The organism is Klebsiella sp. 7-CIP_Kleb. (genome assembly GCF_050378655.1).
GTDB classification, from domain to species: Bacteria; Pseudomonadota; Gammaproteobacteria; order Enterobacterales; family Enterobacteriaceae; genus Klebsiella; species Klebsiella quasipneumoniae.
In genome coordinates this window covers 606,032-620,480 of the sequence record NZ_JBNRLJ010000002.1, presented here as the reverse complement: position 1 = coordinate 620,480, position 14,449 = coordinate 606,032, and the positions used below count along the sequence as shown (strand labels likewise).

The 14,449-nt window shown below is 58.4% G+C and carries 14 protein-coding genes; 12 read left to right on the top strand and 2 right to left on the bottom strand.

All coding sequences use genetic code 11. From position 1 onward, the window contains the following. Positions 1-232: 232 nt before the first annotated feature. The 6 genes from ACQUTI_RS10625 to nei are packed head-to-tail and all read left to right on the top strand — an operon-like array spanning position 233 to position 4,796. On the top strand, positions 233-976 hold the full coding sequence (locus ACQUTI_RS10625; RefSeq protein WP_004885970.1) for a type 2 GTP cyclohydrolase I: 744 nt from the start codon (positions 233-235) through the stop codon (positions 974-976). 14 nt (positions 977-990) lie between these two features. Further along, on the top strand, positions 991-1,647 hold the full coding sequence (gene pxpB, locus ACQUTI_RS10620) for a 5-oxoprolinase subunit PxpB (protein WP_106939318.1): 657 nt from the start codon (positions 991-993) through the stop codon (positions 1,645-1,647). Continuing rightward, on the top strand, positions 1,641-2,573 hold the full coding sequence (gene pxpC, locus ACQUTI_RS10615) for a 5-oxoprolinase subunit PxpC (RefSeq protein WP_004885976.1): 933 nt from the start codon (positions 1,641-1,643) through the stop codon (positions 2,571-2,573). The genes pxpB and pxpC overlap by 7 nt, the downstream gene beginning before the upstream one ends. Further along, positions 2,563-3,315, top strand: a complete 753-nt coding sequence (gene pxpA / locus ACQUTI_RS10610; RefSeq protein WP_032455730.1) for a 5-oxoprolinase subunit PxpA — start codon at positions 2,563-2,565, stop codon at positions 3,313-3,315. Before pxpC ends, pxpA begins: the two co-directional genes overlap by 11 nt. Positions 3,316-3,344: 29 nt before the next feature. Further along, positions 3,345-3,989 carry a pyroglutamyl-peptidase I gene (gene pcp, locus ACQUTI_RS10605; RefSeq protein ID WP_004885979.1) on the top strand — a complete coding sequence of 215 codons (645 nt, stop codon included), beginning with the start codon at positions 3,345-3,347 and terminating at the stop codon, positions 3,987-3,989. Positions 3,990-4,004: 15 nt separating this feature from the next. After that, positions 4,005-4,796, top strand: a complete 792-nt coding sequence (nei, locus tag ACQUTI_RS10600) for an endonuclease VIII (RefSeq protein WP_048294393.1) — start codon at positions 4,005-4,007, stop codon at positions 4,794-4,796. A 90-nt stretch (positions 4,797-4,886) separates the two neighbouring features. Here the strand turns inward: nei and gltA are convergent, their stop codons facing one another. Both gltA and ACQUTI_RS10590 read right to left on the bottom strand, forming a co-directional pair. Beyond that, positions 4,887-6,170, bottom strand: a complete 1,284-nt coding sequence (gltA, locus tag ACQUTI_RS10595) for a citrate synthase (protein ID WP_004885983.1) — start codon at positions 6,168-6,170, stop codon at positions 4,887-4,889. Between the two features lie 184 nt (positions 6,171-6,354). Further along, a complete protein-coding gene (locus ACQUTI_RS10590) occupies positions 6,355-6,486 on the bottom strand; it encodes a hypothetical protein (RefSeq protein WP_418268517.1) in 132 nt (43 codons plus the stop codon). 324 nt (positions 6,487-6,810) lie between these two features. Here ACQUTI_RS10590 and sdhC point away from each other — a divergent pair, with 324 nt between their 5' ends. From sdhC to odhB, 6 genes are all read left to right on the top strand, one after another. Continuing rightward, positions 6,811-7,215, top strand: a complete 405-nt coding sequence (gene sdhC, locus ACQUTI_RS10585; protein ID WP_004142216.1) for a succinate dehydrogenase cytochrome b556 subunit — start codon at positions 6,811-6,813, stop codon at positions 7,213-7,215. Continuing rightward, complete coding sequence (gene sdhD, locus ACQUTI_RS10580; protein ID WP_002894949.1) at positions 7,209-7,556, top strand: succinate dehydrogenase membrane anchor subunit; 348 nt, start codon at positions 7,209-7,211, stop codon at positions 7,554-7,556. The genes sdhC and sdhD overlap by 7 nt, the downstream gene beginning before the upstream one ends. Next, positions 7,556-9,322 (top strand): succinate dehydrogenase flavoprotein subunit, encoded by a 1,767-nt coding sequence (sdhA, locus tag ACQUTI_RS10575; protein WP_004179067.1) that lies wholly within the window; start codon positions 7,556-7,558, stop codon positions 9,320-9,322. Before sdhD ends, sdhA begins: the two co-directional genes overlap by 1 nt. A gap of 15 nt (positions 9,323-9,337) precedes the next feature. Beyond that, on the top strand, positions 9,338-10,054 hold the full coding sequence (gene sdhB, locus ACQUTI_RS10570; RefSeq protein WP_002894954.1) for a succinate dehydrogenase iron-sulfur subunit SdhB: 717 nt from the start codon (positions 9,338-9,340) through the stop codon (positions 10,052-10,054). 265 nt (positions 10,055-10,319) lie between these two features. Continuing rightward, positions 10,320-13,127, top strand: a complete 2,808-nt coding sequence (gene sucA / locus ACQUTI_RS10565; RefSeq protein WP_004147623.1) for a 2-oxoglutarate dehydrogenase E1 component — start codon at positions 10,320-10,322, stop codon at positions 13,125-13,127. A 14-nt stretch (positions 13,128-13,141) separates the two neighbouring features. Continuing rightward, positions 13,142-14,368, top strand: coding sequence for a 2-oxoglutarate dehydrogenase complex dihydrolipoyllysine-residue succinyltransferase (gene odhB / locus ACQUTI_RS10560; protein ID WP_049092099.1), 1,227 nt, complete (start codon positions 13,142-13,144; stop codon positions 14,366-14,368). Positions 14,369-14,449 lie beyond the last annotated feature (81 nt).

Below are 14,449 nucleotides of genomic sequence, written 5' to 3'. Positions count from 1 at the left end.
TCGTTCTGCATGAATAGCGTTTAATTAGTCATATTCATGGCTTAAGGGGCTTTCTGATTATTTAATATGCTTTATTAGTGCATAAATATACACGAATGCGCGGCGGGGTGAATAGACAAATTGCGCTATTCGGTAAAAAGTCATCGTCAGTGTCGGAGGCGGACTATCGACGACCCGAATGGATCTGGTTATGTTATGCCTTTGTATACCCTGATTATCTGCTGGAGTGGCGATGAAAAATAGCGAACTGGAACAACTGATAAACGACAAGCTCAATAGTGCAGCCATCAGTGACTTCGCCCCTAACGGTCTGCAGGTGGAAGGGCGCGACACGGTGCACAAGATCGTCACCGGAGTGACGGCCAGCCAGGCGCTGCTGGATGAGGCCGTTCGTCTTCAGGCGGATGCGGTGATTGTCCATCACGGCTATTTCTGGAAAAACGAATCGCCAGTGATCCGCGGTATGAAGCGCCGGCGCCTGAAAACCCTGCTGGCCAATGATATCAATCTCTACGGCTGGCACCTGCCGCTGGATGCCCATCCCGAGCTGGGCAATAACGCGCAACTGGCGCATCTGCTGGGGATTAACGTGCTGGGGGAAATCGAACCGCTGGTGCCCTGGGGCGAACTGTCGATGCCGGTTTCCGGCCTTGAACTGGCCTCATGGATTGAAGCGCGGCTGGGGCGTAAGCCGCTGTGGTGCGGCGATACCGGGCCGGACACCGTCAGCCGCGTCGCCTGGTGTACCGGCGGCGGCCAGAGCTTTATCGACGCCGCGGCGCGCTTTGGCGTGGACGCGTTTATCACCGGCGAGGTGTCGGAACAAACCATCCATTCCGCCCGCGAGCAGGGCCTGCATTTTTATGCCGCCGGCCACCACGCCACCGAGCGGGGCGGTATTCGCGCCCTCAGCGAATGGCTGACGGAAACCACTGACCTGGACGTCACCTTTATTGATATTCCCAACCCTGCCTGACGGGAGAGAGAAAAGTGCAGCGAGCGCGTTGTTATCTGTTAGGAGAAACGGCCGTCGTGCTGGAGCTGGAGCCGCCGGTCACCCTTGAGAGCCAGCAGCGGATCTGGGGCTTAGCCCAGCGTCTGGCGAACCATGAGGAAGTGATTGACGCCATTCCCGGCATGAACAATATCACTGTGGTGCTCCGCCGCCCGCAGGAGGTGGCGTGGGAGGCGATAGACCGTCTGCAGCGCTGGTGGGAGGAGAGCCTCGCGATCGAGCCGGAGTCGCGCTCGCTGACCATTCCGGTCGTCTACGGCGGCGAGGCCGGACCGGATCTCGGGGGGGTGGCGCAGCACAGCGGCCTCAGTGAAAAGCAGGTCGTGGAGCTGCACGCCTCGGTGGAGTATCTGGTCTGGTTTATTGGTTTTCAGCCGGGATTTCCCTACCTGGGCGGGTTGCCAGCTGCGCTGGCGACGCCGCGTCGCGCCGAACCGCGCGTGCACGTCCCGGCCGGGTCGGTGGGTATCGGCGGCGCGCAAACCGGGATCTATCCGCTGGCGACGCCCGGCGGCTGGCAGCTGCTGGGGCGGACCTCGCTAACGCTGTTCGACCCGTCGCGGAAGGAGCCTGCGCTGCTGCGCGTGGGCGATAAAATTCGCTTTGTGCCGCAAAAGGAGGGGGTATGTTGACTCTGATCCGCGCCGGCCTGTACACCTCGGTACAGGACGGTGGACGAGAAGGCCTGCGCCAGTCTGGCATCAGCCGCTGCGGCGCTCTGGATTATCCCTCGCTGGTGATTGCCAATCTGCTGGTTGGCAACGAGGCGAATGCCGCCGGGCTGGAGATTACCCTCGGCCAGGTGGAGATCGAATTTGCCCGCAGCGGCTGGTTTGCGCTGACCGGCGCCGCCTGCGAAGCGACGCTGGACGGTAAAGCGGTCTGGGTGGGCTGGCGCACCGCCTACCGGCCCGGGCAGCGCCTGGTGCTGAAAACGCCGCAGCATGGCATTCGCAGCTATCTGGCGGTGGCGGGCGGGATTGCGGTACCCGAGGTCCTTGGCTCGCGCTGCACGGATCTCAAGGCGGGGATTGGCGGTCTGGAAGGACGCCGCCTGCAGGACGGCGACAAGCTGAAGCTTGGGAAAGCCGCCCGCCGCTTCACCACCCCGCGCGGCGTCAAGCAGTTGCCGCTGGGCAACCGCATTCGTGCGCTGCCCGGGCCGGAGTACCACGAATTTGACGCGGCCTCGCAGGCGTCATTCTGGCGCGCCCCCTGGAAGCTCAGTCCGCAGAGTAACCGCATGGGGTACCGCCTGCAGGGGCAGCCGCTGAAACGCACCACCGATCGCGAAATGCTGTCGCACGGCCTGCTGCCGGGCGTGGTGCAGGTGCCGCACAACGGCCAGCCCATTGTGCTGATGAACGACGCGCAAACCACCGGCGGCTATCCGCGGATCGCCTGCATCATCGATGCCGATATGTACCAGCTGGCGCAGATCCCGCTCGGGCAGCCGATCCATTTCGTGGCCTGCTCGCTGGAGGAGGCGCTGAAGGCGCGGGCCGATCGTCAGCGTTATCTTGAACAACTGGCCTGGAGACTTCACGATGATGATTGATCTCAATGCCGATCTCGGGGAAGGCGGGGCGAACGATAGCGCGCTGCTCCAGCTGGTGTCGTCGGCGAATATCGCCTGTGGTTTTCACGCCGGCGACGCCGGGCTGATGGTGCAGAGCGTGCGCGAGGCGCTGAAGTACGGCGTGGCGGTGGGCGCCCATCCGGGATATCCCGACCGGGAAAATTTTGGCCGCACGGCGATGGATCTGCCGCCGGAAACGGTCTATGCCCAGACGCTGTATCAGATTGGCGCTCTGGCGGCGATCGTTCAGGCTCAGGGCGGCGAGTTGCAGCACGTAAAGCCGCACGGCATGCTCTACAACCAGGCGGCCAAATCGCCGCCGCTGGCCGACGCGATCGCCCGCGCGGTCCGCGATGTTAACCCGCAGCTGGTGCTGGTGGGTCTGGCGGGCAGCGAACTGATCCGCGCCGGGCAACGCTATGGCTTGACGACGCGTCAGGAGGTGTTTGCCGATCGCGGTTATCTGGCCGACGGCAGCCTGGTGCCGCGCACCGAGCCTGGCGCGCTGATTGACAGCGAAGAGCAGGCCCTGGCGCAAACCCTCGAAATGGTGCAACACCACCGGGTGCGTAGCGTCAGCGGCGAATGGGCGAACGTGGTGGCGCAGACGGTATGTCTGCATGGCGATGGTCCGCATGCCCTCGAATTTGCCCGCCGTTTGCGGGCGGCGTTCGCCGGGCGCCATATTATGGTCAGCGCTCAGCCAGAGGCTGAGATATGACAATCTGAAGGACCGCGAAGGAGAAGACGATGGCGGGCGTATTACTCACCGGTTTTGAACCCTTTGACGGCGAGACGGTGAACCCTTCCTGGGAAGTGGTGCAGCAGCTTGACGGTACAATGATTGCTGGTCAGCCGGTGATTGCCAGGCAGCTTCCCTGCGTGTTTGGCGAGGCGCTGTCGGCGCTGGACGCGGCGATTGAAGACCTGCAGCCGAAGCTGGTTATCGCGGTGGGACAGGCCGGCGGCCGGGTCGATATCAGCGTCGAACGTGTGGCGATTAACGTCGATGATGCGCGTATCCCCGATAACAAAGGCCAGCAACCCATCGACACGCCGATCGTCGACGGCGGGCCGGCCGCGTGGTTCAGCACCTTGCCGATCAAAGCGATCGTCAGCGCGCTGCGCGATCGCGGGATCCCGGCCTCGGTGTCGCAAACCGCCGGCACCTTCGTCTGCAATCACGTCATGTACGGTCTGCTGCACAAGCTGCAGGGACAGAATGAGGTGAGGGGCGGGTTTATCCATATTCCCTGGCTACCGGCGCAGGCGGCGGCCCATCCCGGCGAGCCGAGTATGGCGACCGCCACCGTGCGGGAAGCGCTGGAGACGGCCATAGCCGTAGCCCTGCACCAGCCGGTGGATAGTAAACTGGGCGGCGGCGCCACCCACTAACAGAAGGATGAAAGTATGCCGGAAGGTCCGGAGATCCGCCGCGCGGCGGATACACTGGAGGCAGCAATCAAAGACGAACCCTTAACCGACGTCTGGTTCGCTTTTCCCCGGTTGCAACCCTATCAAACCGAACTGATTGGTCAGCGGGTTACCCATATCGATACCCGGGGCAAAGCCCTGCTGACCCGCTTCTCCGGCGGCCTGACCCTGTACAGCCATAATCAGCTGTACGGCGTCTGGCGCGTGGTTGAGACCGGCGAACAGCCTGCCTCTAACCGGGTGCTGCGCGTCAGGCTACAGACGGCCAGCAAGGCGATTTTGCTCTACAGCGCGTCGGACATTGAGATGCTCACGGCGGAGCAGGAGGCCAACCATCCGTTCTTGCTGCGCGTCGGTCCGGACGTGCTGGATATGACGTTAACCGCGGAGCAGGTGAAAGCGCGACTGCTGTCGGCCAAATTCCGCAATCGTCAGTTTTCCGGCCTGCTGCTGGATCAGGCTTTTCTTGCCGGTCTGGGTAACTATCTGCGGGTGGAAATCCTCTGGCAGGTGGGGCTGACCGGGGGGCATAAGGCCTCGGAGCTTAATGAAACACAGCTGGATGCGCTGGCGCACGCGCTACTCGATATCCCGCGGCTTTCTTATCGCACTCGCGGCCAGCCCGATAACAACAAGCACCACGGTTCGCTGTTCCGCTTTAAGGTCTTCCATCGCGATGGGGAAAAGTGCGAGCGCTGCGGGGGCGTGATTGAGAAGACCATGCTCTCATCGCGGCCGTTTTACTGGTGCCCGCACTGCCAGCATTAAGCCGGCAGCCAGGCAGTGTCAGCGCCAGGCTTCATCGTCAGGCATAAAAAACGCGCCAGCAGGCGCGTTTTTATCATCCGGACAGCGAGATTAACGCTTGATGTCGGACTGGAAGTCGCGTTTGGCGTAGCCGGTGTACAGCTGACGCGGACGGGCGATCTTCATGCCGTCGCTGTGCATTTCGTTCCAGTGCGCAATCCAGCCCACGGTACGCGCCATGGCGAAGATAACGGTAAACATGGAGGACGGAATACCCATCGCTTTCAGGATGATACCGGAGTAGAAGTCGACGTTCGGGTAGAGCTTCTTCTCGATGAAGTACGGGTCGTTCAGCGCGATATGCTCCAGCTCCATGGCCACCTGCAGCAGGTCGTCTTTGGTGCCCAGCTCTTTCAGCACTTCATGGCAGGTTTCACGCATTACGGTGGCGCGCGGGTCGTAGTTTTTGTAAACACGATGGCCGAAGCCCATCAGGCGGAAAGAGTCATTCTTGTCTTTCGCACGACGAACAAATTCCGGAATGTGTTCAACGGAGCTGATCTCTTCCAGCATTTTCAGCGCCGCTTCGTTGGCGCCGCCGTGCGCCGGTCCCCACAGAGAGGCGATGCCGGCTGCGATACAGGCGAACGGGTTAGCGCCGGAAGAGCCCGCGGTACGTACCGTCGAGGTCGAGGCGTTCTGCTCGTGATCGGCGTGCAGGATCAGAATACGGTCCATGGCGCGCTCGAGCACCGGATTGACTTCGTACTCTTCGCACGGCGTGGCGAACATCATGCGCAGGAAGTTGCCGGCGTAGGAGAGGTCGTTGCGCGGATAAACAAACGGCTGGCCGATAGAATACTTGTAACACATAGCTGCCATGGTCGGCATTTTGGACAGCAGGCGATAGGCGGCGATTTCACGGTGACGCGGGTTATTCACGTCGAGGGAGTCGTGATAGAACGCCGCCAGGGCGCCGGTGATCCCGCACATAACGGCCATCGGGTGAGAATCGCGACGGAACGCATGGAACAGACGGGTGATCTGCTCATGGATCATGGTGTGACGGGTCACGGTGGTTTTGAATTCGTCATATTCGGCCTGGGTTGGTTTTTCACCGTTCAGCAGAATGTAACAAACTTCAAGATAGTTTGATTCGGTCGCTAACTGGTCGATCGGGAAGCCGCGGTGCAGCAGGATCCCCTCGTCACCATCGATAAACGTAATTTTAGATTCACAGGAAGCGGTAGATGTGAAACCTGGGTCAAAGGTAAATACGCCTTTTGAACCAAGACTACGAATATCAATAACATCCTGACCGAGCGTGCCTTTTAGCACATCCAGTTCAATAGCAGTGTCACCACCCAGGGTGATTTTTGCTTTAGCATCAGACATTTATGGTCTCCTTAGCGCCTTTATTGCTTAAGACTGCCGGGTGGTGGATTTGCTTTCGGCCCGCGCCCGTATACGTTACCAGTTTGTTATGTTGCACACAGCTCTGCGTCAGCGAAAAGGGCAGGGTACAGAGCAACGGCGCTTGATGGCACGTTCTTCAGGGCTGCGGTGAAACAACAGCAAATCAGCGTTTTAGCAGTCCGAATATTAAAACCTGTATACCACTAATAACTGTCCTGATTACATCGGTCAATACTGACACACTGTTACATAACTTATTCTCAGGTGAAAGAGTGACCCCATAACTTTTGAGCATTATTGCATTTAACTGGTAATGGTTGTAACAAGAATGTTTAATATTTGTCAAATCAGGTGATTAAAAATTAAAAAAATGTTGTTATCGTGACCTTGATCACTGTTCCGGAGAAAACCCAACAAACTATATGTAGGTTAATTGTAATGATTTTGTGAACGGCCTATACTGCGGCCAGGTCTCCGGAACACCCTGCAATCCCGAGCCACCCAGCGTTGTTTAGTGATGTTTTAATGCCTGAAAAGACGTTTTAACATGACTTCTGGTTATAGAAAGGACGCTGTCTGACCCGCAAGCAGACCGGAGGAAGGAAACAATAAGAACAGCATGTGGGCGTTATTCATGGTAAGAAATGTGAAAAAACAAAGACCTGTCAATCTGGATCTACAAACGATACGGTTCCCAATCACGGCGATAGCGTCCATTCTCCATCGCGTTTCCGGTGTCATCACCTTCGTGGCGGTCGGAATTCTGCTTTGGCTGCTGGGCACCAGCCTCTCCTCCCCTGAAGGTTTTCTGACGGCGGCCTCGATCATGGATAGCTTCTTTGTGAAGTTCATCATGTGGGGCATTCTCACCGCGCTGGCCTATCACGTCGTTGTCGGTATCCGCCATCTGATGATGGACTTTGGTTACCTGGACGAAACCCTCGAAGCAGGGAAACGTTCCGCCAAGATTTCTTTTGTTATTACTGTCGTGCTTTCACTTCTCGCAGGAGTCCTCGTATGGTAAGCAACGCCTCAGCACTGGGACGCAACGGCGTACATGACTTTATTCTGGTCCGTGCTACCGCCATCGTTCTGACCCTCTACATCATCTACATGGTTGGCTTCTTCGCTACCACCGGTGAGATCTCATGGGAAGTGTGGACCGGATTCTTTGCCTCCGGCTTCACTAAAGTCTTCACTCTGCTGGCTCTCGTTTCCATTCTTATCCATGCCTGGATCGGGATGTGGCAGGTGTTAACGGACTACGTTAAACCACTGGCTCTGCGCCTGGTTCTGCAGCTGGCTATCGTTGTGGCGCTGGTGGCTTACGTTCTTTATGGATTTGTTGTGGTGTGGGGTGTGTAATGAAATTGCCAGTCAGAGAGTTTGATGCTGTTGTCATCGGTGCCGGCGGCGCAGGTATGCGCGCGGCGCTGCAAATTTCCCAGAGCGGACAGACCTGTGCGCTGCTCTCTAAAGTCTTCCCGACCCGTTCCCATACCGTGTCAGCGCAGGGGGGTATCACCGTCGCGCTCGGTAACTCCCATGAAGATAACTGGGAATGGCATATGTACGACACCGTAAAAGGGTCGGACTATATCGGTGACCAGGACGCCATCGAATATATGTGTAAGACCGGCCCGGAAGCGATTCTCGAGCTGGAGCACATGGGCCTGCCGTTCTCCCGTCTTGACGACGGCCGTATTTATCAGCGCCCGTTCGGCGGCCAGTCGAAGAACTTCGGCGGCGAGCAGGCGGCGCGCACCGCGGCGGCGGCTGACCGTACCGGCCACGCCCTGCTGCACACCCTGTACCAGCAGAACCTCAAAAACCACACCACTATTTTCTCCGAATGGTATGCCCTCGATCTGGTGAAAAACCAGGACGGCGCGGTGGTGGGTTGTACTGCCCTGTGCATCGAGACCGGCGAAGTGGTCTACTTTAAAGCCCGCGCCACCGTGCTGGCTACCGGCGGCGCAGGCCGTATCTATCAGTCCACCACCAACGCCCACATCAACACCGGTGACGGCGTCGGGATGGCCATTCGTGCCGGCGTGCCGGTGCAGGATATGGAAATGTGGCAGTTCCACCCGACCGGCATCGCCGGGGCAGGGGTTCTGGTCACCGAAGGTTGCCGCGGCGAAGGCGGTTATCTGCTCAATAAACACGGCGAACGCTTTATGGAGCGTTATGCCCCGAACGCCAAAGACCTGGCGGGTCGTGACGTGGTGGCGCGTTCCATCATGATCGAAATCCGCGAAGGTCGCGGCTGCGATGGCCCGTGGGGCCCGCACGCGAAATTGAAGCTGGATCACCTGGGTAAAGAGGTTCTGGAATCTCGTCTGCCGGGTATCCTCGAGCTGTCCCGTACCTTTGCTCACGTCGATCCGGTGAAAGAGCCGATCCCGGTTATCCCAACCTGCCACTACATGATGGGCGGTATTCCGACCAAAGTGACCGGCCAGGCGCTGACCGTCAATGAGAAGGGCGAAGACGTGGTGATCCCGGGCCTGTTCGCGGTAGGCGAAATCGCCTGCGTATCGGTCCACGGCGCTAACCGTCTTGGCGGCAACTCGCTGCTCGACCTGGTGGTCTTCGGCCGCGCGGCGGGCCTGCATCTGCAGGAATCCATCGCCGAGCAGGGCACGCTGCGCGACGCCAGCGAATCCGATATCGAAGGCTCGCTGGACCGCCTCAACCGCTGGAACAACACCCGTTCCGGTGAAGATCCGGTGGCGATCCGCAAAGCGCTGCAGGAATGTATGCAGCATAACTTCTCGGTGTTCCGCGAAGGCGATGCGATGCACAAAGGTCTGGAACAGCTGAAAGTGATCCGCGAGCGCCTGAAAAACGCCCGTCTCGACGATACCTCCAGCGAGTTCAACACCCAGCGCGTTGAGTGCCTGGAGCTGGATAACCTGATGGAAACCGCGTACGCGACCGCCGTATCCGCTAACTTCCGTACCGAGAGCCGTGGCGCCCACAGCCGCTTCGACTTCCCGGATCGTGATGATGAAAACTGGCTGTGCCATTCCCTGTATCTGCCAGAGTCGGAATCCATGACGCGTCGTAGCGTCAACATGGAACCGAAACTGCGTCCGGCATTCCCGCCGAAGATTCGTACTTACTAATGCGGAGACAGGAAAATGAAACTCGAGTTTTCAATTTATCGCTATAACCCGGATGTTGATGACGCTCCGCACATGCAGGATTACACCCTCGAAGCGGAAGAAGGTCGTGACATGATGCTGCTGGATGCGCTGATCCAGCTGAAAGAAAAAGATCCGTCGCTGTCGTTCCGCCGCTCCTGCCGTGAAGGGGTTTGTGGTTCCGATGGCCTGAATATGAACGGGAAAAACGGTCTGGCGTGCATCACGCCGATCTCCGCGCTGAATCAGCCGGGCAAGAAGATTGTTATCCGTCCGCTGCCAGGATTACCGGTTATCCGTGATTTGGTGGTGGACATGGGGCAATTCTATGCACAATATGAGAAGATTAAGCCTTACTTGTTGAATAATGGGCAAAATCCTCCGGCTCGCGAGCATCTGCAGATGCCTGAGCAGCGTGAGAAACTCGATGGTCTGTACGAGTGTATTCTCTGCGCATGTTGTTCGACCTCGTGCCCGTCGTTCTGGTGGAACCCGGATAAGTTCATTGGCCCGGCTGGCCTGTTGGCCGCGTATCGCTTCCTGATCGACAGTCGCGATACCGAAACCAGCGAGCGTCTGGACGGCCTGAGCGATGCTTTCAGCGTATTCCGCTGTCACAGCATTATGAACTGCGTCAGTGTGTGTCCGAAGGGGCTGAACCCGACGCGCGCCATCGGCCATATTAAGTCGATGCTGCTGCAGCGCAGCGCGTAAGTTGTTTTCGTTGCCGGATGGCGACGTAAACGTCTTATCCGGCCTACAGGATCGTATCTTGTAGGCCTGATAAGCGAAGCGCCATCAGGCAATAGATATAGCAGGAAACCTCTAAAAACTGCCCCTGATAGTTAGACAGTTTTTAAAGGTTCCTTAGCGGATAGAAACCACAACTCGTCCGCAACAAGTGAACCCCGGCACGTGCACTCGGTGTGCGTGGTAGTTTCTACGGCGAAATAAGCATATGAATGCTTAAGGGATCACGATGCAGAACGGCGCAATGAAAGCCTGGCTGGACTCTTCTTACCTCTCTGGTTCGAACCAGAGCTGGATAGAACAGCTCTATGAAGACTTCTTAACCGATCCTGACTCTGTTGACGCCAACTGGCGTTCAATGTTCCAGCAGTTACCTGGCACCGGAGTTAAACCGGATCAATTTCATTCCAAAACGCGTGATTATTTCCGTCGACTGGCGAAGGATGCCTCACGTTACACTTCTTCGATTTCCGACCCAGACACCAATGTGAAGCAGGTTAAAGTCCTGCAGCTCATCAACGCATACCGTTTCCGTGGCCACCAGCATGCGAATCTCGATCCGCTGGGGCTGTGGAAGCAAGAGAGAGTGGCGGATCTCGATCCGGCCTACCACGATCTGACCGAGGCCGATTTCCAGGAAAGCTATAACGTAGGTTCATTTGCCATCGGTAAAGATACGATGAAGCTGGGCGAGCTGATTGCTGCCCTCAAGCAAACCTACTGCGGCTCCATCGGCGCGGAATACATGCATATCACCTCTACCGAAGAAAAACGCTGGATCCAGCAGCGCATTGAATCGGTAGCTGGCAAAGCGAGCTTTACCGCGGAAGAGAAAAAACGCTTCCTCAGCGAACTGACCGCCGCGGAAGGCCTGGAGCGCTACCTTGGCGCCAAATTCCCGGGGGCGAAACGCTTCTCGCTGGAGGGTGGCGATGCCTTGATCCCGATGCTCAAAGAGATGATCCGCCATGCGGGCAAGAGCGGCACCCGCGAAGTGGTGCTGGGCATGGCGCACCGCGGTCGTCTCAACGTGCTGGTCAACGTGCTGGGTAAAAAACCGCAGGATCTGTTCGACGAGTTCGCCGGCAAACATAAAGAACATCTCGGTACCGGCGATGTGAAGTACCACATGGGCTTCTCATCCGATATGGAAACCGAAGGCGGTCTGGTGCACCTGGCGCTGGCGTTTAACCCGTCGCACCTCGAGATCGTCAGCCCGGTGGTTATCGGTTCCGTACGCGCCCGTCTGGATCGTCTGGACGAGCCGAGCAGCAACAAGGTTCTGCCGATCACTATCCACGGCGACGCCGCCGTCACCGGTCAGGGCGTGGTTCAGGAAACCCTGAACATGTCGAAAGCCCGCGGTTACGAAGTGGGCGGTACCGTGCGCATCGTTATCAACAACCAGGTGGGCTTCACGACCTCTAACCCGCTGGATGCGCGTTCGACCCCGTATTGCACCGACATCGGTAAAATGGTGCAGGCGCCGATTTTCCACGTCAATGCCGACGATCCGGAAGCGGTCGCGTTCGTCACTCGTCTGGCGCTGGATTTCCGCAATACCTTCAAACGCGATGTCTTCATCGATCTGGTGTGCTACCGCCGTCACGGCCATAACGAAGCCGATGAGCCGAGCGCAACTCAGCCGCTGATGTATCAGAAGATCAAAAAGCACCCGACCCCGCGCAAAATCTATGCTGACAAGCTGGAGCAGGAGAAGGTGGCGACTCTGGAAGACGCGACCGAGCAGGTTAACCTCTACCGCGATGCGCTGGATGCCGGCGAATGCGTGGTGCAGGAATGGCGTCCGATGAACATGCACTCCTTTACCTGGTCGCCGTACCTCAATCATGAGTGGGACGAGAGCTATCCGGATAAAGTGGAGCCGAAGCGTCTGCAGGAGCTGGCGAAACGCATCAGCACGGTGCCGGAAGGTATCGAAATGCAGTCCCGCGTAGCGAAAATTTACGCCGACCGCCAGGCGATGGCGGCAGGTGAGAAGCTGTTCGACTGGGGCGGCGCCGAAAACCTGGCCTACGCCACGCTGGTTGACGAAGGTATTCCGGTGCGTCTGTCCGGGGAAGACTCCGGTCGCGGCACCTTCTTCCATCGTCATGCGGTGATCCATAACCAGACCAATGGTTCAACTTACACCCCGCTGCAGCATGTCCATAACGGTCAGGGCCAGTTCCGCGTTTGGGACTCGGTGCTGTCTGAAGAAGCCGTACTGGCGTTTGAATATGGTTACGCCACCGCTGAGCCGCGCACCCTGACCATCTGGGAAGCGCAGTTTGGCGACTTCGCCAACGGCGCTCAGGTGGTGATCGACCAGTTCATCTCCTCCGGTGAGCAGAAGTGGGGCCGGATGTGCGGCCTGGTGATGCTCCTGCCGCACGGCTATGAAGGCCAGGGTCCGGAGCACTCCTCCGCGCGTCTGGAGCGTTATCTGCAGCTGTGCGCTGAGCAGAACATGCAGGTCTGCGTACCGTCCACACCGGCGCAGGTGTACCACATGCTGCGTCGTCAGGCGCTGCGCGGTATGCGTCGTCCGCTGGTGGTGATGTCGCCGAAGTCGCTGCTGCGTCATCCGCTGGCAGTCTCCAGCATGGATGAGCTGGCGAACGGCACTTTCCTGCCGGCCATCGGTGAAATCGATCAACTTGATCCGCAGGCTGTGAAGCGCGTTGTGCTGTGCTCTGGTAAGGTTTACTACGACCTGCTGGAACAGCGCCGCAAAAACGAGCAAAAAGATGTCGCTATCGTTCGTATCGAGCAGCTCTATCCGTTCCCGCATCAGGCGGTGCAGGAAGCGCTGAAAGCGTATGCGCACGTGCATGATTTTGTCTGGTGCCAGGAAGAGCCGCTCAACCAGGGCGCATGGTACTGCAGCCAGCATCACTTCCGTGAAGTGATTCCGTTTGGGGCCTCTCTGCGTTATGCAGGCCGCCCGGCCTCCGCCTCTCCGGCGGTAGGGTATATGTCCGTTCACCAGAAACAGCAACAAGATCTGGTCAATGACGCGCTGAACGTCGATTAATTAAAGGATACACAATGAGTAGCGTAGATATTCTGGTTCCCGACCTGCCTGAGTCCGTAGCTGACGCAACCGTCGCCACCTGGCACAAAAAACCGGGCGACGCGGTCGTCCGTGACGAAGTCCTGGTCGAAATCGAAACTGACAAAGTGGTACTGGAAGTACCGGCATCAGCGGACGGCATTCTGGATGCAGTGCTGGAAGACGAGGGCGCTACCGTCCTGTCTCGCCAGATCCTTGGCCGCCTGCGCGAAGGTAACAGCGCAGGTAAAGAAAGCAGCGAAAAAGCCGATGCGAAGGCGTCCACGCCGGCGCAGCGTCAGCAGGCTTCTCTGGAAGAGCAGAACAACGACGCGCTGAGCCCGGCGATCCGTCGTCTGCTGGCTGAACACAACCTCGACGCAGCGGCCATCAAAGGCACTGGCGTCGGCGGCCGTCTGACCCGCGAAGATGTTGAGAAACATCTGGCGAAAGCCCCGGCGCCGGCAGAAGCCAAAGCGCCAGCCACCGCCGCGGCAGTCGCGCCGGCGCCGCAGCTGGGCAATCGTTCTGAAAAACGCGTCCCGATGACCCGCCTGCGTAAACGCGTGGCCGAGCGTCTGCTGGAAGCGAAAAACTCCACCGCCATGCTGACCACGTTCAACGAAGTCAACATGAAGCCCATCATGGATCTGCGTAAGCAGTACGGTGAGGCGTTCGAAAAACGTCACGGCATCCGTCTGGGCTTTATGTCCTTCTACGTGAAAGCGGTAGTGGAAGCGCTGAAACGCTATCCGGAAGTGAACGCCTCCATCGATGGCGACGACGTGGTGTACCACAACTACTTCGACGTCAGCATGGCCGTATCCACCCCGCGCGGCCTGGTCACCCCGGTTCTGCGTGACGTCGACCTGCTGGGCATGGCGGATATCGAAAAGAATATTAAAGAGCTGGCAGTGAAAGGCCGCGACGGCAAGCTGACCGTAGATGACCTGACCGGCGGTAACTTCACCATTACCAACGGCGGCGTGTTCGGCTCCCTGATGTCCACGCCGATCATCAACCCACCGCAGAGCGCCATCCTGGGTATGCATGCCATTAAAGACCGCCCGATGGCGGTGAATGGCAAGGTAGAGATCCTGCCGATGATGTACCTGGCGCTCTCCTACGACCACCGTCTGATCGACGGACGTGAGTCGGTAGGCTTCCTGGTGGCGATTAAAGAGCTGCTGGAAGATCCGACCCGTCTGCTGCTGGACGTGTAGTCAGCAAGCGTATTACCTACCGTAGGCCGGATAACACGCGTTAGCGCCGTTATCAGGCCTACAGGTTTAAAGATAATTACA